The sequence below is a fragment of the Pantoea vagans genome (assembly GCF_004792415.1).
GTDB classification, from domain to species: domain Bacteria; phylum Pseudomonadota; class Gammaproteobacteria; order Enterobacterales; family Enterobacteriaceae; genus Pantoea; species Pantoea vagans.
Genome location: NZ_CP038853.1, coordinates 3,108,750 through 3,128,809 on the forward strand (window position 1 = coordinate 3,108,750; position 20,060 = coordinate 3,128,809).

The 20,060-nt window shown below is 59.2% G+C and carries 18 protein-coding genes; 5 read left to right on the plus strand and 13 right to left on the minus strand.

The genetic code is table 11. From position 1 onward, the window contains the following. Positions 1 to 291: 291 nt before the first annotated feature. The 4 genes from EGO56_RS14760 to phoB all read right to left on the minus strand — a co-directional run bounded on the left by EGO56_RS14760 (position 292) and on the right by phoB (position 4,521). The gene (locus tag EGO56_RS14760) at positions 292 to 1,398 is read right to left on the minus strand and encodes a cobalamin-independent methionine synthase II family protein (RefSeq protein ID WP_135909909.1); all 1,107 of its coding nucleotides are present in this window, start codon (positions 1,396 to 1,398) and stop codon (positions 292 to 294) included. A gap of 165 nt (positions 1,399 to 1,563) precedes the next feature. After that, a complete protein-coding gene (locus EGO56_RS14765; protein WP_135909911.1) occupies positions 1,564 to 2,484 on the minus strand; it encodes a PstS family phosphate ABC transporter substrate-binding protein in 921 nt (306 codons plus the stop codon). A 19-nt stretch (positions 2,485 to 2,503) separates the two neighbouring features. Continuing rightward, complete coding sequence (gene phoR / locus EGO56_RS14770; protein WP_013356960.1) at positions 2,504 to 3,817, minus strand: phosphate regulon sensor histidine kinase PhoR; 1,314 nt, start codon at positions 3,815 to 3,817, stop codon at positions 2,504 to 2,506. A gap of 14 nt (positions 3,818 to 3,831) precedes the next feature. Further along, positions 3,832 to 4,521 (minus strand): phosphate response regulator transcription factor PhoB, encoded by a 690-nt coding sequence (phoB, locus tag EGO56_RS14775; RefSeq protein WP_003852491.1) that lies wholly within the window; start codon positions 4,519 to 4,521, stop codon positions 3,832 to 3,834. 197 nt (positions 4,522 to 4,718) lie between these two features. On the opposite strand from phoB, the gene sbcD reads away from it, so the two are divergent. Both sbcD and EGO56_RS14785 read left to right on the plus strand, forming a co-directional pair. Then, positions 4,719 to 5,918: an exonuclease subunit SbcD gene (gene sbcD, locus EGO56_RS14780; protein ID WP_135909913.1), complete on the plus strand. Its 1,200-nt coding sequence runs from the start codon at positions 4,719 to 4,721 to the stop codon at positions 5,916 to 5,918. After that, a complete protein-coding gene (locus EGO56_RS14785; protein WP_135909915.1) occupies positions 5,915 to 9,589 on the plus strand; it encodes an AAA family ATPase in 3,675 nt (1,224 codons plus the stop codon). The genes sbcD and EGO56_RS14785 overlap by 4 nt, the downstream gene beginning before the upstream one ends. A 29-nt stretch (positions 9,590 to 9,618) precedes the next feature. Here EGO56_RS14785 and EGO56_RS14790 read toward each other — a convergent pair whose 3' ends face one another. From EGO56_RS14790 to EGO56_RS14800, 3 genes are read right to left on the minus strand one after another with little or no spacing between them, the layout of a single operon-like run. Continuing rightward, the gene (locus EGO56_RS14790; RefSeq protein ID WP_135909917.1) at positions 9,619 to 10,275 is read right to left on the minus strand and encodes a DUF799 domain-containing protein; all 657 of its coding nucleotides are present in this window, start codon (positions 10,273 to 10,275) and stop codon (positions 9,619 to 9,621) included. Next, positions 10,272 to 10,631 (minus strand): DUF4810 domain-containing protein, encoded by a 360-nt coding sequence (locus EGO56_RS14795; protein WP_135909919.1) that lies wholly within the window; start codon positions 10,629 to 10,631, stop codon positions 10,272 to 10,274. The genes EGO56_RS14790 and EGO56_RS14795 overlap by 4 nt, the downstream gene beginning before the upstream one ends. Before the next feature lie 11 nt (positions 10,632 to 10,642). Further along, the gene (locus EGO56_RS14800) at positions 10,643 to 11,320 is read right to left on the minus strand and encodes a CsgG/HfaB family protein (RefSeq protein WP_013356955.1); all 678 of its coding nucleotides are present in this window, start codon (positions 11,318 to 11,320) and stop codon (positions 10,643 to 10,645) included. Positions 11,321 to 11,552: 232 nt separating this feature from the next. Here EGO56_RS14800 and EGO56_RS14805 point away from each other — a divergent pair, with 232 nt between their 5' ends. After that, entirely contained in the window at positions 11,553 to 11,867 is a 315-nt protein-coding gene (locus EGO56_RS14805; protein WP_238348979.1) for a cell envelope integrity TolA C-terminal domain-containing protein, read from the plus strand. On the opposite strand, the gene qhpR is transcribed toward EGO56_RS14805, so the two are convergent. Together qhpR and EGO56_RS14815 are read right to left on the minus strand one after the other, a co-directional pair. Continuing rightward, positions 11,864 to 12,931, minus strand: a complete 1,068-nt coding sequence (gene qhpR, locus EGO56_RS14810) for an AraC-like transcriptional regulator QhpR (RefSeq protein ID WP_033731725.1) — start codon at positions 12,929 to 12,931, stop codon at positions 11,864 to 11,866. The two genes, EGO56_RS14805 and qhpR, sit on opposite strands and share 4 nt — an antisense overlap. Before the next feature lie 154 nt (positions 12,932 to 13,085). Then, complete coding sequence (locus EGO56_RS14815) at positions 13,086 to 14,090, minus strand: phosphotransferase enzyme family protein (RefSeq protein ID WP_135910589.1); 1,005 nt, start codon at positions 14,088 to 14,090, stop codon at positions 13,086 to 13,088. 249 nt (positions 14,091 to 14,339) lie between these two features. Here EGO56_RS14815 and eat point away from each other — a divergent pair, with 249 nt between their 5' ends. Further along, complete coding sequence (eat, locus tag EGO56_RS14820) at positions 14,340 to 15,704, plus strand: ethanolamine permease (RefSeq protein WP_135909923.1); 1,365 nt, start codon at positions 14,340 to 14,342, stop codon at positions 15,702 to 15,704. Between the two features lie 82 nt (positions 15,705 to 15,786). On the opposite strand, the gene mak is transcribed toward eat, so the two are convergent. Further along, the gene (mak, locus tag EGO56_RS14825; RefSeq protein ID WP_013356950.1) at positions 15,787 to 16,698 is read right to left on the minus strand and encodes a fructokinase; all 912 of its coding nucleotides are present in this window, start codon (positions 16,696 to 16,698) and stop codon (positions 15,787 to 15,789) included. 146 nt (positions 16,699 to 16,844) lie between these two features. Here mak and rdgC point away from each other — a divergent pair, with 146 nt between their 5' ends. Continuing rightward, positions 16,845 to 17,756, plus strand: coding sequence for a recombination-associated protein RdgC (rdgC, locus tag EGO56_RS14830; protein ID WP_033782014.1), 912 nt, complete (start codon positions 16,845 to 16,847; stop codon positions 17,754 to 17,756). A gap of 293 nt (positions 17,757 to 18,049) precedes the next feature. Here the strand turns inward: rdgC and ppnP are convergent, their stop codons facing one another. From ppnP to EGO56_RS14845, 3 genes are all read right to left on the minus strand, one after another. Further along, positions 18,050 to 18,346, minus strand: coding sequence for a pyrimidine/purine nucleoside phosphorylase (gene ppnP, locus EGO56_RS14835; RefSeq protein ID WP_013356948.1), 297 nt, complete (start codon positions 18,344 to 18,346; stop codon positions 18,050 to 18,052). 95 nt (positions 18,347 to 18,441) lie between these two features. Further along, on the minus strand, positions 18,442 to 19,119 hold the full coding sequence (locus EGO56_RS14840) for an AroM family protein (RefSeq protein WP_135909925.1): 678 nt from the start codon (positions 19,117 to 19,119) through the stop codon (positions 18,442 to 18,444). Position 19,120: 1 nt separating this feature from the next. Further along, positions 19,121 to 20,053: a DUF1177 domain-containing protein gene (locus EGO56_RS14845; protein ID WP_135909927.1), complete on the minus strand. Its 933-nt coding sequence runs from the start codon at positions 20,051 to 20,053 to the stop codon at positions 19,121 to 19,123. Positions 20,054 to 20,060 lie beyond the last annotated feature (7 nt).

Consider the following 20,060-nt stretch of genomic DNA (forward strand, 5'->3'; position numbering starts at 1 on the left):
CGCAGGGTAAAGCGCAGGTGATTTAAGCTGCTTTTATTCTGTTCACAGAGGGATGGATCGACAACGGCGCTAAGTAAAACGTTTATAGCGGTGAAAGGCAATACGGGATCGGAAAACCAGAAGGTTATGCCGCCATTTTTTCAAAAGGCAGTGGATAGCGTTAATTTTTGCCGCAGGCACACAAGATGATGTGCTTAAATAACAGACAGAGCGTGAGAAAACCCCGCATAAACGGGCCAGAAGATACACAAAAGGCGCGTTTTACGCGCCTGTCTGCACAACGTTACAGCATTACCAGACCTGATTAGCGATATCGACCACTAAACGAATCTTCTGCCATTGCTCGACTTCGCTCAGGCTGTTGCCCTCTTCGGTAGAGGCAAAGCCGCACTGCGGGCTGAGGCAGATCTGGTCCAGGCTGACATACTGCGTCGCCTCTTCCAGCCTGGCTTTCACCTGCGCCGGATCTTCCAGCTCACCCACTTTGGTGGTGATCAGGCCCAGAACGACCTGCTGATGGCCCGGCTTAACGTAACGCAGTGGCTCAAAGCCGCCGGAACGGGCGTTGTCATACTCCAGGAAGAACGCATCCACGTTGACGCTGCCGAACAGGATTTCGGCCACCGGCCCATAGCCGCCTTCAGAGATCCAGGTTGAGCGGAAATTCCCGCGGCAGACATGCAGACCCACGGTCAGATCGGCAGGTTTATCTTCCAGCGCTTTATTCAGCACCTGAGCATACGTCTGTGCCAGCTGGTCCGGATCGTCGCCACGGGCGCGGATATCGCGCTTCTGATCTTCAGAACAGAGGTACGCCCAGACTGTGTCATCCAGCTGCAGATAGCGACAGCCCGCGTCGTAAAACGCCTTGATCGCCTGTTTGTAAGTCTGCGCCAGATCGTCGAAGTAGTCCGCCAGATCGGGATAGACTTCCGAATCAATCACTTTGCGGCCACCGCGGAAGTGCAGCACGCTGGGGCTGGGAATGGTCATCTTCGGTACCGCATCACCGGCAATACTCTGCAGGAAGCGGAAATGGTCGAGCATCGGGTGATCCGCCGGGAAACCGAGTTTGCTCACCACTTTCACGCCATGCGCTTTGGTCTGCACGCCATTAAACTGGATGCCCTGCTCTGCTTCATAGCTCTCCACGCCATCAAGGCCATAGAAGAAGTCGAAGTGCCACCAGCCGCGACGGAACTCGCCGTCTGTCACCACTTTCAGGCCATTTTCACGCTGTTTCGCGACCACATCGCGGATTGCCGCATCTTCAACCTGACGCAGGGCGGCGGCATCAATCTCTCCGGCTGAAAACTGTTCGCGCGCCTGCTTAATTGCAGCGGGACGCAGGAAGCTGCCAACGGTGTCGGCGCGGAACGGGGCGGTTTCTCTTTGCATGATCACTCCTGTCCTTCCTGCAAATGATTACGGCAGGAAATAATTACATTCTGATATAAAATAGCCATCTGGATGGCTATATGTCTGAATGCAGAGTGACATGAGTAACCTCTGTCTGCAACTGAAGAAAATTCAGCGATGATGAAAAAAATTCATGTTGGAAGATTATTGCAGCGCTGCGCGCGCCTGCGCCATCTGGCTGTCAGAGAGCGGCAGGTAGCCCGCTTCGCTGACACGCCGCTGTCCCTGCACGGAAAGCACCTGCTGCAGAAACGCGGCCACCAGCGGCGGCAGCGGTTTGCCGGGCGCTTTGTTGACATAGAGATAAAGCGGACGCGCCCAGGGATAGCGGCCGCTGCGTATCGCGTCGGCATCCGGGGCAATCGCCTGGCCCTGGTCATTCACCACCGCCAGCATTTTTACGCCACTGAGGTGAAAGCCGAAACTGGCGTAGCCGATGCTGCGCGAATTACCGGCCACCGCCTGCACCACCGCGGCCGAGCCGGGAAACTCCGCTACGTCACTGCGGAAATCGCCTTTACACAGCACCTGCTGTTTGAAGAAACCCCAGGTGCCGGAGGCGGAGTTGCGGCCATAACTCTGAATCGGCCGTTCGCGCCACTGGTCGCCGGTTAAACCAAGATCGCCCCAGCGCAGCGGCACACTGTGCGCGCCACACAGGCGGGTAATGGAGAAAATCGCGTCGAGCTGACGCGGTTCAATCTGCTGCAGCGGATTGCGCTGATTGACCATCACCACCAGCGCATCCATCGCCACCGGCACCGCCAGCGGCGGATAGCCGTAGCGCGCTTCAAAGGCCTGGCGTTCATCGGCCTGCATCGGTCGGCTCATCGGCCCGAGCTGTGCGGCACCCGCCGCCAGCGCGGTCGGCGCGGTAGACGAACCTGAGGCCTGAACCTGCACATTGACGCCCGGTGCCTGGCGGCTGAAATCTTCGCCCCACAGGGTCATCAGATAGCCGAGCGTATCGGATCCCACGCTGCTGAGATTACCGGAGAGCGCGCCGGGCTGGGCCAGCGCCAGGACCGGCAGCAGAGAGACGATTAACAAAAGAAGGAGGCGCATCAGAGAGATCCGGCAGCAATTAATGAACGGCATTCTCCTGCATCACGCTGTTCACAATCAACCTCGCGGGCAGCGTAAAGGTAAAACAGGTCTCTTTATGCGGCACGCTGGTGATATCGAGCCGCGCGTTGTGGTGGCTCAGCGCATGTTTCACAATCGCCAGTCCCAGCCCGCTGCCGCCGGTGGCACGCGAACGCGCCTTATCAACCCGGTAGAACCGCTCGGTCAGACGCGGAATATGTTCTGACGCAATACCCGGCCCGTTGTCGCAAACCCGGAAGGTCGCGCCCTGCTTGCCGCGCAGCCAGCTGATATCAATCCGCGTGCCTTCCGGCGTGTGATTCACCGCGTTGTACACCAGATTGGAAATAGCACTGCGCAGCTGTTCGTCGTTGCCGAACACTTTCAGATGGGGATCGGTATGGAAATGGATATCGTGACGACCGCCACTCAGCGTCGCCGCCTCATGCTGCAGCAGCTTCAGCATCACCGGCACATCGACCTTCTCTTTGAGATCGATCGCGGGCGCGGCTTCGATGCGCGACAGCGTCAGCAGCTGTTTCACCAGACTGTCCATGCGGCGCGTCTGCTCCGACATGGTGTGCAGCGCTTTGCTGCGCGACGGCTCGCTCATCACCGAGTCGTTCATCATCTCCAGATAACCCTGCAGCACGGTGAGCGGCGTGCGTAACTCATGGCTGACGTTGGCAAAGAAGTTGCGGCGCGCCCCTTCCAGCTGATGCATCTGCGTCACATCACGGGCCACCAGCAGCCACTGCCCTTCGCTGTAGGGCATGACGCGGAACTCCATATGAAGTTTGTTGTTCAGCACCAGCGTCAGCGGCTTGTCAAAATCGCGCTGGCGCAGATAGCGGGAGAACTCCGGGTAACGCAGCAGATTGAGGATATTCTGGCCATTATCTTCCGGCCAGCGCAGGCCAAGGTGCTGCTGCGCCAGGCCGTTACACCAGAAAATAGTGCCCTCTTCCGTGGTCAGGATCACCGCATCCGGCAGCGATTCGGCCCCGCTGCGGAAACGCTTAATCAGATTGCCCAGTTCACGCCGCCGCCGCCGGTTGCGCAGCTGCATCTGGTAAAGCCCATAAAATAGCGGTTCCCAGCTGGCACGCCCGGTCGGTGGCGTCATGGTGCGGTCGAGCCACAGCCAGTGCGACAGCCGCATCAGATTGTGGAAATGCCACAACAGCACCACCAGTACGCTCAGCAGCAGCCACCAGGGCAGGCCACCAAACAGCAGGCCCAGCAGCGCCGCAGGCAGACAGGCCAGCAGCAGTTCTGTCAGTAATCTCTTCCAGGAGAGGCGTTCCAGCACGGTAAAGGCTCCGTTTAGTAGCGGGCAGAGAAACGATACCCTGTTCCACGGACGGTTTGTACCATGCGATCGTGGCCGGAGACTTCCAGCGCTTTACGTAAACGGCGAATGTGAACATCGACAGTGCGATCCTCCACATACACATTGGTGCCCCAGACGTGGTTCAGCAGCTGTTCGCGGCTGTAGACGCGCTCCGGGTGGGTCATAAAGAAGTGCAGCAGCTTATATTCGGTGGGGCCCATCTCCAGCGGCGTGGTTTCGGACATCACGCGATGTGAGGAGGGATCCAGACTCAGCCCCTGCATCTCAATCACCTCTTCCACTGCCATCGGCGAAATGCGGCGCATCACCGCTTTGATCCGCGCCATCAGCTCTTTGGGTGAAAACGGCTTGGTAATGTAATCGTCGGCACCCACTTCCAGGCCGCGCACCCGATCTTCCTCTTCGCCGCGCGCGGTCAGCATCATCACCGGGATATCACGGGTCATCGCCTCGCGCTTCAGATGCTTGATAAACTGAATCCCGCTGCCACCGGGTAACATCCAGTCCAGCAAAATCAGATCGGGCCAGGGTTCAATCAGCTTGCCAACGGCGCTGTCATAATCTTCCGCCTCGATTGGCTGATAGTCGTTCTGCTCCAGAACAAAACACAACATTTCACGGATGGGGGCTTCATCCTCCACAACCAAAATGCGCTTAGCCATTATTACTCCTGCTGATTATGACGGCTGTCACTGAGATTCGCGGCGCCATTATGCGTCAGATTTGTGACACTTTTATGAAAAACATAACCTGCCTGTAACCTCACTGGTAATCATTTATGACAGCGCAGCGACATTTTTTTGCTTTGGCCGCAGAGCCAGTATAATCGCCCGGCGAATCACAACGGCAGGGACTCATCATGCGCATTATTCATACTGCGGACTGGCATCTGGGGCAGTTCTTCTACAACAAAAGTCGGGCGGCGGAACATCAGGCGTTTCTCGACTGGCTGTTGATCCAGATTGAACAGCATCAGGTGGATGCGCTGATTATTGCAGGCGACCTGTTTGATACCGGCACGCCGCCCAGCTACGCCCGCGAGATGTTTAACCGCTTCGTGGTGGCGCTGCAGCCTGCGGGCTGTCAGCTGATTGTGCTGGCGGGTAACCACGATTCCGTGGCAACGCTGAACGAGTCACGCGAACTGCTGGCCTGTCTCAACACGCGGGTAATCGCTACACCGCAGGCGCAGGATGATGTGCTGCTGCTCAACACCCGCCAGGGCGAGCCGGGTGCCCTGCTGTGCGCCATTCCCTATCTGCGCCCGCGCGATATCCTGCGCAGCCGGGCGGGTCAGTCGGGACGCGACAAGCAGACCTCGCTGCTGGAGGCGATTGCCCACCACTATCAGCAGCGTTTCGCCGCCGCCCAAGCGCTGGGCTATGCGCTGCCAGTCATTGTTACCGGCCACCTCACCACCGTCGGCGTCAGCCAGAGCGATTCAGTGCGTGACATCTATATCGGCACACTGGATGCCTTCCCGGCCAGTGCGTTTCCCGCTGCTGATTATATTGCGCTCGGCCATATTCATCGCGCCCAGCGCGTGGCGGGCAGCGAGCATATCCGCTACAGCGGCTCGCCGATTCCGCTGAGCTTTGATGAGCTGGGGACTGAAAAAAGCGTCTTCCTGCTAGAACTGGCGGCCAGCGGCCTGCAATCGGTCACGCCGCTGGTCGTACCACAGTCGCAGCCCATGCAGGTGCTGAAAGGATCGCTGGCGCAGATAGCGGAACAGCTAAATGCCTTCAGTTCGGCAGAGCAGGAAAAACCGACCTGGCTCGACATCGAAGTCACCACCCAGGAGTACCTCAGCGATCTGCAGCGCCAGGTCGAAACCCTGACCGCCACGCTGCCGGTCGAGGTATTGCTGTTACGCCGCAGCCGTGAACAGCGGCAGCAGAGCCTGGCGCGGCTCGACAACGAAACGCTGAGTGAGCTGAAGGTGGAAGAGGTCTTTGCCCGCCGCCTGGCGCTGGACGAAGAGTTGCAACCGGCGCAAATCGACGAGATGACCACGCTGTTCCGCCAGACGCTGGCCGCCATGGAAGAGACCCAATGAAGATCCTTACGCTACGGTTTAAAAACCTCAATGCCCTGCGCGGTGAATGGTTCATCGACTTCCGTGCCGAACCCTTTGCCAGCAACGGCCTGTTTGCGATAACCGGGGCCACCGGAGCCGGTAAAACCACCCTGCTGGACGCCATCTGCCTGGCGCTCTATCACCAGACGCCGCGTCTGGGCGCAATTTCCCAGAGCCAGAATGCGCTGATGACCCGCGACTGCGCCGAATGTCTGGCTGAGGTCGAGTTTGAAATCAAAGGCGAAGCCTGGCGCGCCTTCTGGAGCCAGAACCGCGCGCGCGGCACCGCTGACGGCAAGCTACAGGCGCCGCGCGTTGAGCTGGCGCGCTGTGACGACAACACCATTGTTGCCGATAAGGTCGGTGACAAGCTGAAGCTGATCGAAACCCTCTCCGGACTCGATTTCGAACGCTTCACCCGCTCAATGATGCTGTCACAGGGACAATTCGCCGCCTTTCTCAACGCGAAAGCCAGTGAACGCGCCGAACTGCTGGAGGAGCTGACCGGCACCGAAATCTATGGCCTGATTTCCGCTGCCATCTACGAACGTCATAAAGAGGCGAAAACCCAGCTGGATCTGCTGCGCAGCCAGGCGGGAGCGATGGCGCTGCTGGATAGCGACGCCCGCGACGCGCTGCAACAGCAACTCAGCGATCTGACCAGGGCTGAACAGCAGCTCAGCGCGGATTATCAGCAGGCGCAGCAACAGCAGCAGTGGCAGCAGCAGGCACAGCAGTTACAGCAGGAGAGTGCGCAGGCTGAAGCGACGCTGCAACAGGCGCAGGCCGCGTCACAGGCGGCTGAAACCGACCGCCAGCGGCTGGCTCGCAGCGAACCGGCTGAAAAGCTGCGGGTAAAACTGCAGCAGCGCGACGCCTTGCGCAGTGAACAGCAGCAGGCTGAGAGCCGCTATCAGCAGCTTACCGCGGCGCAGCAGCAGGCGCAGAACCAGCAGCAGCAGCATCAGCAGAATTATGCGGCCGCTCAGACCGCCCGCCAGCAGGCGCAGCAGGAACAGCAGCAGCAGGAGAACCTGCTGACGGAACAGGTGCTGCCGCTGGATCAGCGGATTAGCACGCTGCAGCAGCAGCTTGCAGAGCAGAAGCAGGAAAATGCCCGGCAGCAGCAGCATGCCGACCAGACCCAGGCCAGCCTGACGCAGCAGAAGCAGCAGGTCGCGGGCTGGCAGCAGGCGATTGCCGACCAGCATCAGCTACGTGAGCAGCTGGCCGATCTGGCGCACTGGGGCGCTTCGCTGCCGGTATGGCAGGAGAACTTTGCTCTGCTGGCACAGCGTGAGGCGATGCTGGCGGAACTGACACAACAGCGCGAGCAGCAGCAGCAACAGATCGATGCGCAACAGGCGAAACAGCAACAGCAGGCACAACTGGCATTGCCGCGCCAGCAGGCGGAGCAACAGGCCCGCCAGGCGCTGTTGCAGGCGGAGCAGGCACTCACTTCGCTTCATGAACAGCATCCACCGGCTGCACTGCGCCAGGCATTAAGCCAGTTGCAGAGCAGCCGTCCGGCGCGTCAGCAACTGCTGCTGCTCTCAACGCAGTGGCAGCCGCTGCACCAGCATCTGGGCCAGCGCCAGCACAGGCTGAGCGCGCTGGAAAAAGCGCATCAGCAGAGTGAAGCGGAACTCCAGAGCCTGCGCGAGACGTGGAAACGCGAAAAACAGCAGCTGGATGATGTCGAAAAAATCTGCGCGCTGGAGCAGCAGATTGTCGACCTCAGCGATTACCGCGCCCGGCTCACCGCCGATCAGCCCTGCCCGCTGTGCGGCTCCTGCACCCATCCCGCCGTTGAGGCCTACAGCACACTGGAAGTGAGTGCTAACCAGCAGCGCCGGGCTGCGCTGCAGCAGCAAACCGAGGCACTGCGCGAAGCGGGCACGGCAAAAGGCGAACAGCTGAAGCAGTCCCTGGTGCAGCAGCAGATCCTGCGCGATGAAATCGCCGGGATGCAGCAACAGCTCGATCAGCTTGAGCAGCAATGGCAGGCGCTGAGCAGTGAGCTGGCACTTACATTCCCACTAGCCGATCGCGAGGCGTTAGCCGCGTGGCAGCAGCAGCAAAGCGACCGTGAAAGTCAGCTTGAGCAGCAGCGACAGGCTCAGGAAGCCGCTGAACAGGCGCGTCAGGCTGCGAAAGATCACCATCTTCAGCAGCTACAAGCCTGGCAGCAGCACCAGCAGGCCGAACAGCTGGCGCAGCAGTCGCTGACCAGCCTGCAACAGGCGCTGGATGCGCTGCAACAGCGTCAGCAGCAGGAACAGCAGGCCTGGGAGCAGTTGCAGAGCCGTCTGGAGCAGCAGTTCAGCGCGCACCATCTTGCCCTGCCCGATGCTGCCGATCGCGATGCGTGGCTGGCGGAGCAACAGCGGCGCTGGCAGCGCTGGCAGGAAAGTGAGCAGTTGCTCGCTAACCTGCAGCCGCAGCTGTTAAAAGGGGAAACCCAGCTCACTGCCCTGAAACAACAGGCAGAGCAGGAACAGCAGCAGCTCGCCACCCGTCAACAGCAGCAGCAGCAGAGCCAGGCGCAGCTCAGCGAAATGCGTCGTGCCCGTCTGGCGCTGTTTGGCGATCGCGATGTCACCCACGCCCGTCAGCAGCTGCAGGCCCGCGTTCAGCACGCTGATGAACAGCTGGCACAGCAGCTCACCGCCCTGCAACAGGCGCAGGCCGAGGTCAGTCGCCTGCAGGGTGAGCTGTCGGGGCTGGAAAATCAGCGTCAGACGCTAAGCGGCAAACTGGCAGAGGCGGAAAGCACGCTGCAGCAGGCACTGGAGAGCGCCGGATTTGCCGATGAAGCCAGCCTGCGCGCGGCGTTGCTGGATGAGCAGACCGCGCTGCAACTGCGTCAGCAACTGCAGCAGCTCGATCAGCGATGCCAGCAGCAGCAGGCGCGACTGGCGGATCTGCAGCAGCGGCTCAGCGTTCATCAGCAGGCGAAACCTGATGCGATGCCGGAATCCGTCGAAGCACTGGCGCAGCAGCTGGAGCAGTTACGTCTGGCCCTGCGCGACAACGCCAGCCAGCAGGGTCAGATTCAGCAGCAGCTGCACAGCGACGCCAGCCTCCGCGCCCGACAACAGAGCCTGATGACGCAGATTGAACAGGATGGTGTGGTGCTGGCGCAGTGGAGCCTGCTCAACGATCTGATCGGCTCCGCCAGCGGCGATAAATTCCGGCGCTTCGCCCAGGGGTTAACGCTGGACCATCTGGTAGCGCTCGCTAATCGCCAGCTCGATCGGCTGCATGGCCGTTATCTGCTGCAGCGCCGGGCGCAGGATCTGCTGGAGCTGGATGTCGTCGATACATGGCAGGCCGACGCGGCACGCGATACCCGCACGTTGTCAGGTGGCGAGAGCTTCCTCGTCAGTCTGGCGCTGGCGCTGGCGTTATCGGATCTGGTCAGCCACAAAACGCGCATCGAATCGCTGTTTCTGGATGAGGGATTCGGCACGCTGGATGCTCAGACGCTGGATACCGCGCTGGATGCCCTGGACGCGCTGAACGCCAGCGGCAAAACCATCGGGGTGATCAGCCACGTGGAAGCGATGAAAGAGCGTATCCCGGTGCAGATTAAAGTGCGCAAGATGAATGGCCTGGGTTACAGCCAGCTGGAACTGCCGCAGGGATAACGGGCGCCAGAGCGCCCGTCTGAGTCTGATCAGCGGGCGCTGACGACTTTGTAACGAGGGCCGGTGAGTAATCCGCCCTGTTCGTTCTGTGCCAGCAGACGATTGCTGGTCAGTCCGGCCACGGTATGGGCTTTGTCAGTGACGTTGTCGGAGATCTGCTTGATCGCCGCGCTGACCAGAATACCAATCACGCCGTTGTTGTTATTGTTGCCCTGATCATTGTCGGTAGCGGTAGCGGAACCCTGCCAGATCTCTTTGCCGCTGCGCAGATCCACCAGCCGTGCTTTGGCGGTCACAGTGGTCACGCTGTCGATCACCCGATAGCTGCTGCCATAGTCGCTGATCGAGATATAGAGCGCGCTGTCGGCGTGGAAGATCTCATTCAGACGTTTCGCACTGACCGCCTGGGCGTCGCTGGCGCTGGTCAGGCCGTTCTGCTGAAAGGTCTCTTCAACCACCGCCACCGGGAAGACGTAGTAACCGGCTTCGGCCAGCGGACGCGTCACCAGCGAGTTCAGGCTGTGCGCGGCGTTGATATCCGGCGAGGTGTTAGCGGCAGGCAGCACCAGAATCGAGGCGGGCTTGCTGGCACGAAACGCAGTGTAGTCGTACGATTTTTTTGGCTGCGCACAGCCGGTCAGCAACAGCACCATCAGCGCGCCGCTCAGGGCAATCCATTTTTTCACTGTACTACTCCTTGTTTTTTACTCATCAGAAAATCCATGTAAGGGGCTGATTCGGGGAACAGCTGCTTCTCGGTGGCGAACTGACCAAACGCTTTGTTGGTATCACCGGTTTTAGCGTAGAGCAGGCCGAGCTGCGCATGCAGGCCTGGCGGTACGGGCTGACCCGCAGCACGGGCTTTTTCCACATCCAGATTCAGCGCATCGATCTGCTTCAGCGGATCGCCGCTTGGCTGATAGTAGCTATAAATCTGTTCCTGATAGTCGCCCCAGTAGTAGATCGTTTTCGGCGCTTTTGGCGCACAGCCAGCCAGCAGCACTACTGCCATCAGCAGGCTGCCCAGTGTGATCATTTTCATTTACTGCTTCCTTATTTAGCCGGACGCCATGCGCCGTTGTTGATTCCATCCACTAAATGATCGACCGCTTCGCGAATCGCCAGATCCATCACTTTTCCGTTCAGCGTCGAGTCATAGCTGCTGGTGCCGCCAAAGCCGATCACTTCACGCGCCGAAAGCTGGTACTCGCCCGCACCCTGGGTGCTGTAAACCACTTCAGAGGTGGTGACATCCACCACGTTGAGATTCACTTTGGCATAGGCGATCTGGGTTTTGCCGCGGCCCAGAATGCCCCACAGCTGCTGATCGCCCACTTCTTTGCGGCCAAACTCGGTGATATCACCGGTAATGATGTAGTTCGCGCCTTTGATATTCTGCTGGCTGCGTTTGAAGTCTGACTCCTGCTGCAGCTCTTTCAGGTTGCTGCGATCCAGCACGCTGAAGCGATTGGTCTGCTGCAGATGGGTAATCAGAATGGTTTTCGACTGATTACCCAGCCGATCGACACCATCAGAGAAGATGCCGTTCATGTACGAGGAGCGGTTATCGAACTGACCTACCGCAATCGGGCTCCGCACGCCCTGATAAACCGGCTGGCTGGCTGCGCGAACCTGCGGAGCCTGAATAGCACGGGAAGATTCGGTAGCACAGCCGCTGATCAGCGAGGTGGTTAACAAGGAGAGTGCCGCAAAGGCATATTTTTTCTGCATTTCTAATCCATGAAGTGAAAAGAGACATCATCCGCACAGGGGCGGTAAATTCTGGTTCTGCCGACAGTCGGAGGAATGCCATAGCATTCAGCAGGCCGGTCTGTAGACTGTCGGCAGCAGACCGGAAGATCTTTAGAAAAAAGTGGCTAATTTAATGAATTTAATTAATACAATAGTGAGAATATTGTCAGGTATGATTATTGCAGCACTGCTCAGCGCCTGTCAGCAACCTGTGTCAAAGCAACGTGATAGCGTGGCAAACCTGTGTGAGCCTGCGAAGGATCCGGACAGTAAATCCTGTCACTGGACTAATCAAATGCAGCCGGTACTGAATCGGCAGTTTACTGATGCGGCGCGTTACGCTGGTCAGCAATGTCTGGTACGGATGGAGTGGCAACAACACAGCAGACATTATGCGGTGACGCAGACTCAGGGGGATGAGGCGCTCTGCCTGCGTGCCTGGCAGCTGGTGGCACAAACGCGCGACCTGCCCCCGCCGCCGGAGCCGGGACAACCGGCGTGGTTTGGCTTTGCGCCGCGTGGTTAGCTGGCCAGGCCTTCCTGGCGCCACTGGCGCGGACTGATGCCAAACCAGCGGCGAAATGCGCGTGAGAACGCGCTGACTTCCGAGTAGCCCAGCAGCAGCGCCATCTCCGAGATCGGCAGCTGCTTCTGCTGCAGATAGTGCGTCGCCATTTCGCAGCGTACCTGATCCACCAGCGCAGTAAAGCTGCTGCCCTCTTCGCGCAGCCGCCGCTGCAGTGACCAGCTCGACAGCCCGAGTTTATCCGCCACCTCTTCCAGCACTGGCTCGCCCTGCATCAGCGATAAATTAACCTGCGAACGCGCCTGCTCAGTCATGCTCTGCTGAGACGTCCCGCGGTTCAGCCGCCGGATCGCATCCTGCATCACCATCAACAGGATCGGATCGCTCTCCGGCATCGCGCGCAGCAGATCGCGTTTCGGGATCACCAGCGAATTAAACGGCTGATCGAACCAGACCGGCGCATCAAACACTTTGCAGTGATCGTGCCACTGACCGGGACGCGGATGCTCGAAATGGACTTCGCGCGGCGCCCAGTGCCTGCCCGCGACATGGCGGATCAGATTCATAAACATCCCCAGCGTCAGCTCTGCATCCTGACGGCGCGACAGAATAGCCCCGTGGCGCACCTGATAGTCGAGCCGCCAGCACTCTCCCTTATCCACCAGCCGGGTTAAGGTGTCGTGCTGATGCCAGGGAAAGGCGTTAACCACATTGTGCAGCGCCTGTTCCAGCGTATCGGAGCACAAGCCAATGTAGCCGATCAGGCCTAATGACTGCGGTTTAAACTGCCTGCCGTAGTGCAAACCGAAGTTATCAAAACCAGAGTGGCGCGCCGCCTCTTCCAGCACCCGACAGTAGTTCACCAGCCCCAGGCTCAGCGTCGGGCTGGCCAGGCGCTCCGGATCGATGCCGCTGATGCCGAAGATGCGATCAACATCGCCGCCCTGAGTATGAATAAACTCGCTTAAGCCGGTCGCAGCAGCAGCCAGCACGCCGTGATTGCCTGCTCCTGCCGCGGCAGAGCAGGCCGCAAACGCATCGGGCTTGATCAGTGTCGGATTCATGGTCGCCTCAGTCAGAAGTCAGGTGGATCACCCATTCCTGAGATCAGAGCAAATTCCATACCATGTCGCTAAGCCCCGCCTGCGGGCGGTCCGGACTGCGCGCGGACACGGCATCCGGCACTGCGGCGGCGCAGCCACGCCCGCCGCTGGTGCATCAGACGCCGACCGGCAGCGCTTTACCCTCCAGATAATCGCGGCAGAGGCGGACCGAGTGACTGGCCCACGCCGTGCCGAGACTGCGCGCCATTTCGGTTTCCGCATGGGATCCTACCCAGGCGGTGAGCTGGATACGACGCTGGATCAGCAGCGCGGGCAGCATGGCCATCTCCGCATCGCTGATATGCGCCACCTGCTCATAACCGCGTATCCAGTGATCGATCCACTCTGGCGCACGCGGATGATGCTCAACAAAACTGATCGCCGCCGCCAGATCGTGCAGATACCAGCCGAGTCCGCAGTCATCGAAGTCGATCACCCGCGTTTCGCCCTTGTGCAGCAGCAGATTGGTCAGCCGCAGATCGGCGTGGATCAGGCCATAGCGATCCGATCCCTTACCAAACTGCGCCATCGCCGCGCCGACCTGCGCGATCGTCTGTTCGACGACGCCGTGATCGGCAACAGGCAGATTCGGCGCATCCTGCCAGCGCCCCCAGTGACTCTCAGCGCTGGTCATGGTGTGGTGATCCCAGACAATCCGCTGGAAACCCGCGGGTGGCTGCCACTGTTTACTGTGCTGATGCAGCCGCGCGGTAATCTGACCCAGTTGCTGAAAGGCGCGGAGATCAACATCGGTGGTCGGCATCTCGCCGTCGATCCAGTGAAACAGCACCACGTAGCGCTCACTGCCATCCGGCAGCCGCAGCGTCAGCACCGTTTCGCCCGCGTTGTCCGGCACCGCTTCCGGCACCATAATGCCGGTTTCGCGCAATGCATCGAGCCACAGCAGTTCGCTGAGGATATCTGCTTTCTGATGGTAATCGCCGCGATGCAGCCGCAGCGCATAACGCCGGCCTGCCGCTTTCACCAGGAACGTGGCGTTCTCTGAGCGGCACAGCAGGCTGAGCTGACCCTGCAGTGCGGCGGGATAGCAGGCCAGCGCCTGCTGCGCTATCAGGGTGAGTTGGGAATCAGTCAGGTTGTCATATTGTTTAGCGCTCATCATCCGGCTCCTTTTCACTTGCGTTATCTCAGCATGCGTTGCCAGAAGGTGAGCTGCTTGACCTCAGAAGAGACAAAGTTGACCGCAGCGTGCAGCTGGCCAGGTTGTTGCCTGTGAGTTGACCGTGGAGGACAGAAGTTACTGCGCCCGCGTCAAGTCGTGGTGAGTAATGCAACGGCATTATCCCCATACTTTAGTAGTTATGGCGGTGTAACGCCGCGTGAGACCAACAACGACGGGGATAACAGTATGACAAACAGACTCAAGCCCACGCTGGGCACCCTGCATCTGTGGGGGATTGCGGTTGGCCTGGTGATCTCAGGCGAATATTTTGGCTGGAGTTACGGCTGGGCTGTGGCAGGCACGCTGGGATTTCTGGTGACCACGGCGCTGATCGCCACGCTCTACACCTGCTTTATTTTTAGCTTCACCGAGCTGACCACCGCGATCCCCCATGCGGGCGGCCCCTTTGCCTATAGCCGTCGCGCCTTTGGCGAAACCGGCGGGCTGATAGCCGGTCTGGCAACGCTGATTGAGTTTGTCTTTGCGCCACCGGCGATCGCCATGGCGATCGGGGCTTATCTCAACGTGCAGTATCCCGGGCTGAACCCGAAAACCGCAGCGGTCGGCGCGTACCTGGTGTTTATGACCCTGAATATTCTCGGCGTAAAACTGGCAGCGATGTTCGAACTGGTTGTCACCGTGCTGGCGGTCATTGAGCTGCTGGTGTTTATGGGCGTGGTCTCGCCTGGCTTCAGCCTGGCAAACTTCGCCGCACACGGCTGGGCGGGCAGCGACAGCTTCGGCCTGCCCGCCTTCTCCGGCATTTTCGCCGCCATTCCCTTCGCTATCTGGTTTTTCCTTGCCATTGAAGGTGCCGCGATGGCAGCCGAAGAGGCGAAAGATCCCACCCGGACCATTCCCCGCGCCTATATCAGCGGGATCCTGACGCTGGTGGTGCTGGCAATTGGCGTGATGCTGATGGCGGGCGGCGCAGGCGACTGGCGCAAACTGGCCGATATTAACGATCCGCTGCCGCAGGCGATGAAAATGATCGTTGGCGAACACTCTAACTGGATGCATATGCTGGTGTGGATTGGGTTGTTTGGCCTGATTGCCAGCTTCCACGGCATCATCCTCGGCTACTCACGGCAGTTTTTTGCCCTGGCCCGCGCAGGCTATCTGCCCCCTTCGCTGGCAAAACTGTCGCGTTTCCAGACCCCGCATCGCGCAATTATTCTCGGCGGCGTGCTGGGCATCGCGGCGATTTACAGCGATGGCGTGATTAATCTGCAGGGGATGACGCTGACGGCAGCGATGATCACCATGGCGGTGTTTGGCGCGATTGTGATGTACATCATGAGCATGCTGAGCCTGTTTAAACTGCGCCGCAGCGCGCCGGAGATGGTGCGCAGTTTCCGCGCGCCGGGCTATCCGGTTGTGCCGGGCATCGCCCTGCTGCTGTCAGTCGTCTGCCTGCTGGCGATGCTGTGGTTTAATCCGGTGATTGGCGCGCTGTTTGTCGCCATCATGGTGGTCGGCTATCTCTACTTCCTCGCCACCAAAGCGCAGCGCGATCGGGCACCGCAGGACACGATGCTGGCTGGCGAATAACCGCGACGCGGCAGGATGCTGCGCCAGAGGTTAACGGTTCAGCGCCCAACCTTCAGGTGCTGAACCGCGGGCAGGATCGGCATCAGCCGTTAAGCGGCCAGAGCCACGCCGCACCGCGCACGCCGCTGGAGTCGCCATGCTGCGCCTTCAGCACCGGCGTTTCACACTCCCCGCCAAACACCCACTTCTTCATCAGCACCGGCACGGTCTGATAGAGACGATCCACATTGCTCATCCCGCCACCCAGCACGATCACGTCGGGATCGATCAGGTTCACCACCTGCGCCAGCGATTTGGCCAGCCGCAGCTCATAACGGCTCATCGCCAGTTCGGCGATCGGATCCTGCTGTGCCAGCAGCGAAACGATCTCCGCGCCTTTGCGATGCACACCGCTCAGCCGCTGATAGTCGATACCAAAACCGGTGCCGGAAACAAAGGTCTCGATACAGCCCTGCTGCCCGCAATAACAGGGCACTTCCTGCCGGTAGCGCAGCTCATCTTCATCCATCCACGGCAGCGGATTGTGGCCCCACTCGCCAGCATTGCCGTTGCCACCGATGCGCGACTCCCCGTTGATCGCCACTCCCGCGCCCGACCCGGTGCCGATGATCACGGCAAACACCAGCGACTGTCCGGCTCCCGCCCCATCAACCGCTTCCGACACCGCCAGGCAGTTAGCATCGTTGGCGATGCGTACTTCCCGGTTCAGCGCCTGAGCCAGATCTTTATCCAGCGGCTGGCCGTTGAGCCAGGTGGAGTTGGCATTTTTCACCCGCTTACTGAAGGGCGAAAGCGAGCCAGGGATCCCAAGGCCGACCGTACCGGTCTCGCCGGTTTTCTGCTCGGCCAGTGTGACCAGATCGACAATCGCCTGCACCGTGGCCTGATAGTCATCACGCGGGGTATTCACCCGATGGCGGAACAGCTCCTGTCCCTTATCCGACAATGCAATCACTTCTGTCTTGGTGCCACCCAGATCTATGCCTATGCGCAAGGTTACGTCCTCGTTATTCGTTCAGGTGAGAGATACAGTAGAAGGCGGCTGCCTTAAAGGCAATGAAACCACTCCGATGTTTCGCTATCATGCGCGCTGACTCTCGCAGACTTGTGCGCCCGATCGCGCCCCGGTAAGGAATCCCGATGTTGTGGTTTAAAAATATGATGGTTTATCGTCTGAATCGTGACATTCCGTTGTCCGCAGATGAGATGGAAAAACAGCTCGACGCCTTCACGTTTTCACCGTGTGGCAGTCAGGATATGAGCAAGACCGGCTGGGTCCCGCCGATGGGTAACCGCAGCGATGCGCTGACCCATGAGAACAAAGGCCAGATTGTGATTTGTGCCCGCAAAGAGGAGAAAATCCTGCCGTCGCCGGTCGTGAAACAGGCGCTGGAAGCGAAAATCGACAAGCTGGAATCTGAGCAGAGCCGCAAGCTCAAAAAGACCGAAAAAGATTCGCTGAAAGATGAAGTGCTGCACAGCCTGCTGCCGCGCGCCTTCAGCCGTTTCAGCCAGACTTATCTGTGGATCGACACGGTCAATAACCTGATTATGGTTGACTGTGCCAGCGCGAAAAAAGCGGAAGATACCCTGGCGCTGCTGCGCAAAAGCCTGGGTTCACTGCCGGTGGTGCCGCTGACGCTGGAAAACCCGATTGAGCTGACGCTGACCCAATGGGTACGTTCAGGCGACCTGCCAGCCGGGTTTGCGCTGATGGATGAAGCGGAGCTGAAAGCGCTGCTGGAAGATGGCGGCGTCATCCGCTGTAAGAAACAGGATCTGGTGTGTGACGAGATCGCCAACCATATCGAAGCCGGTAAGGTAGTGACCAAACTGGCACTCGACTGGCAGGAGCGCATTCAGTTCGTGCTGGCGGATGACGGTTCGGTAAAGCGTCTGAAGTTCAGCGACACGCTGCGCGACCAGAACGACGATATCGATCGCGAAGATTTTGCCCAGCGCTTTGATGCCGACTTTATTCTGATGACCAGCGAACTGGCGGCACTGACCAGCAATCTGGTGGAAGCGTTAGGCGGCGAAGCCCAGCGTTAATCAGAATCACCCGGACAGACATTGTTTGCCCAAAAAAATGGCCGCTTAGCGGCCATTTCAGAATGCTGACAAACCCAATCACAGTTGATCTCGCAACCACACATTCGCTAAAAGCGCAGGGAAAGCGGGCAGAGGAGGAAAGCGTCCCGCGCCATGGACGGCGCGGGCCGAGCGGCCATGGATGGTTTAAGCGACTTTCCGATCTGACCGTCTTCCCTTCGCAGGCTCGATCTCACAGCTGGCCAGGGCAAACTTTATCAGCAACTTCAAGGGCCGCTTGGCGGCCCTTTTTTTTAATCTTTATCTTTCAGGTAACGGCAGAGATAAGAACTTGGCTCGCCAACCTGCAGATGAAATTCGCTGTGGCCCGGCACGTTAAACACCGAACCCGCTTCAAACCATTTCCACTCGGTCTCACCTGGCAGCAGCACCTTAAGCGAGCCGCTGACCACGGTCATCTCTTCCGGCTGGCCGGTACCAAATGTGTATTCACCTTCAGCCATCACGCCCACGCTGGCACGGCCGGTGCTCGCACTGTCAAAACCGATAGATTTAACTTTTCCGTCAAAATACTCACTTACGTTGAGCATAATAGTTCTCCAGAGCACATGTTGTGTGTCAGGCAGTGTAGAAGGGAACCCGCTGATCTGTCACGCGAAATGATGGCGGTTTGTGATCGCCTGCGTCAGGGCAGCAGCTCCGCCGCCAGTCGGGCTACCAGCTGATTAGAGAGCAGAACCGGCACGTCCAGCCGCTGCTGTAACCATGCCCGATGCTGCTGGTGATAGCCCATGCAGTCAAGCACCACCAGCTCTGCGCCCTGGGCTTTCAGGCGGTTTGCGGCATCGGCGAAGGTTGCCTCATCGCCCTGATAGGGGCTGGCGACCGCAAAACAGGGCTGCGCGGGCAGTGGCTGCCACTTGCCGGCCTGTTCAACAATCTGCTCCTCAACCGGCACCACAATCGCGACCCGTTGCTGCTGCACCATGGCGCGGATAAGCGGAGGAATGATGCGATCCGGCTCCAGCAGCAGCGCACGCTGGGTAACGAGCTGGCTGAATTCACCGGTGCATAGCAACAGAATGGTGTCATACCCCATCAGTTCCAGCGCGCTGATTTTATGCTGTAACCCCTGCTCCACTTTCGACGCCGACAGCCGCACCTGTTCGCCACTCTGTAACCGTGACACCAGAACCCTGTCGCCCGCGGCTGGCGCGAAGTGGTCGGCAATCTCAGCAGTGCTGAGTCCATCCAGCAGACCGGCATGATCGGTCACCGCATCCGGCAGATGCTGACGCAGCAACGGCAGAATATCGCTGCGTGGTGACTGCCCGATTGTCAGGGTCGCCAGTGATTTCGCCATCTTAGTGATTCCGGTGGCGCAGATGCGCCAGGCTGCCATAGAGCGTAATCAGCCGCGCATACTCTTCAGCGTCATAGAAATGACAGGTTCCACGACCAAACTCCTTCGCCACCTCAATAGCAAACTTCGCCGCTGCCGCAATGTCCACCTCATGACTGGCCCCGGTTCCGCAGCCCGGCACCACCGACTCGGCAGTGATCGCCACACCGACCACCGGCACATCGGTGGCTGTCGAGGGTTGCAGGATGCTGTTGAGGTGATAAACACCGTTACCGTAAGGGGTAATATCCTGCGTAGTGATGGGAAAGGTCACCGCCGGACGGCCGCTGGTCATCTCCATAATGCGCAGCAGATCTTCCGAAACCCGCAGGATATAGCCCTCTTTCACCGTCGGCGACAGGGCAAATCCTTTGTGATTGATAATGCGGTTACCTTTGGTGGTATCGATCGACAGAATCGCATCCACGTCCGCCACCACTTCGTTATCATTCATGGTGACATCATCAATCGGAGAATCCATAAAATCGACCGGCTGATGCGGCCGTGTCGGTGCATCGGGACAGATATGGGTAGTGATGATTACGTCGCCGGCGAGCCTGTCGCCTTTGCTCTGCATCTGCGCCAGTTTAAGCGCGCTGGCGATCGCTGCTATCGCGCCATCCGCATCGGATACCATGCCGATACGCCCAGGACGGGCACCAATGCCACCCAGGCGACCGATGATGCCCAGCGTCGGTGCCGTGCCGCCGCCTGATTTACCCTGCGTACCCGGGATATCAATGCGCACAAAATCAGTACTACCTTTGGGGCCAGTGACGCGGGTAAAGCGGGCCATAATGTCAGGATAAGAGGTAAACAGATCCACGACCTGCTGCCCGTCAATGTGGGCACTATCCAGTAACTCAAAAACCGTCAGGGTCTGCTGCAAGCTCATGTTTTAT

Bases quoted from the DNA above. Each gene is read 5' to 3' on its own strand.
- EGO56_RS14760 (WP_135909909.1), bottom strand. From the start codon at position 1,398: ATGCAAAGAGAAACCGCCCCGTTCCGCGCCGACACCGTTGGCAGCTTC.
- EGO56_RS14765 (WP_135909911.1), bottom strand. From the start codon at position 2,484: ATGCGCCTCCTTCTTTTGTTAATCGTCTCTCTGCTGCCGGTCCTGGCG.
- phoB (WP_003852491.1), bottom strand. From the start codon at position 4,521: ATGGCTAAGCGCATTTTGGTTGTGGAGGATGAAGCCCCCATCCGTGAA.
- sbcD (WP_135909913.1), top strand. From the start codon at position 4,719: ATGCGCATTATTCATACTGCGGACTGGCATCTGGGGCAGTTCTTCTAC.
- EGO56_RS14785 (WP_135909915.1), top strand. From the start codon at position 5,915: ATGAAGATCCTTACGCTACGGTTTAAAAACCTCAATGCCCTGCGCGGT.
- EGO56_RS14795 (WP_135909919.1), bottom strand. From the start codon at position 10,631: ATGAAAATGATCACACTGGGCAGCCTGCTGATGGCAGTAGTGCTGCTG.
- EGO56_RS14800 (WP_013356955.1), bottom strand. From the start codon at position 11,320: ATGCAGAAAAAATATGCCTTTGCGGCACTCTCCTTGTTAACCACCTCG.
- qhpR (WP_033731725.1), bottom strand. From the start codon at position 12,931: ATGAATCCGACACTGATCAAGCCCGATGCGTTTGCGGCCTGCTCTGCC.
- EGO56_RS14815 (WP_135910589.1), bottom strand. From the start codon at position 14,090: ATGAGCGCTAAACAATATGACAACCTGACTGATTCCCAACTCACCCTG.
- eat (WP_135909923.1), top strand. From the start codon at position 14,340: ATGACAAACAGACTCAAGCCCACGCTGGGCACCCTGCATCTGTGGGGG.
- rdgC (WP_033782014.1), top strand. From the start codon at position 16,845: ATGTTGTGGTTTAAAAATATGATGGTTTATCGTCTGAATCGTGACATT.
- ppnP (WP_013356948.1), bottom strand. From the start codon at position 18,346: ATGCTCAACGTAAGTGAGTATTTTGACGGAAAAGTTAAATCTATCGGT.
- EGO56_RS14840 (WP_135909925.1), bottom strand. From the start codon at position 19,119: ATGGCGAAATCACTGGCGACCCTGACAATCGGGCAGTCACCACGCAGC.
- EGO56_RS14845 (WP_135909927.1), bottom strand. From the start codon at position 20,053: ATGAGCTTGCAGCAGACCCTGACGGTTTTTGAGTTACTGGATAGTGCC.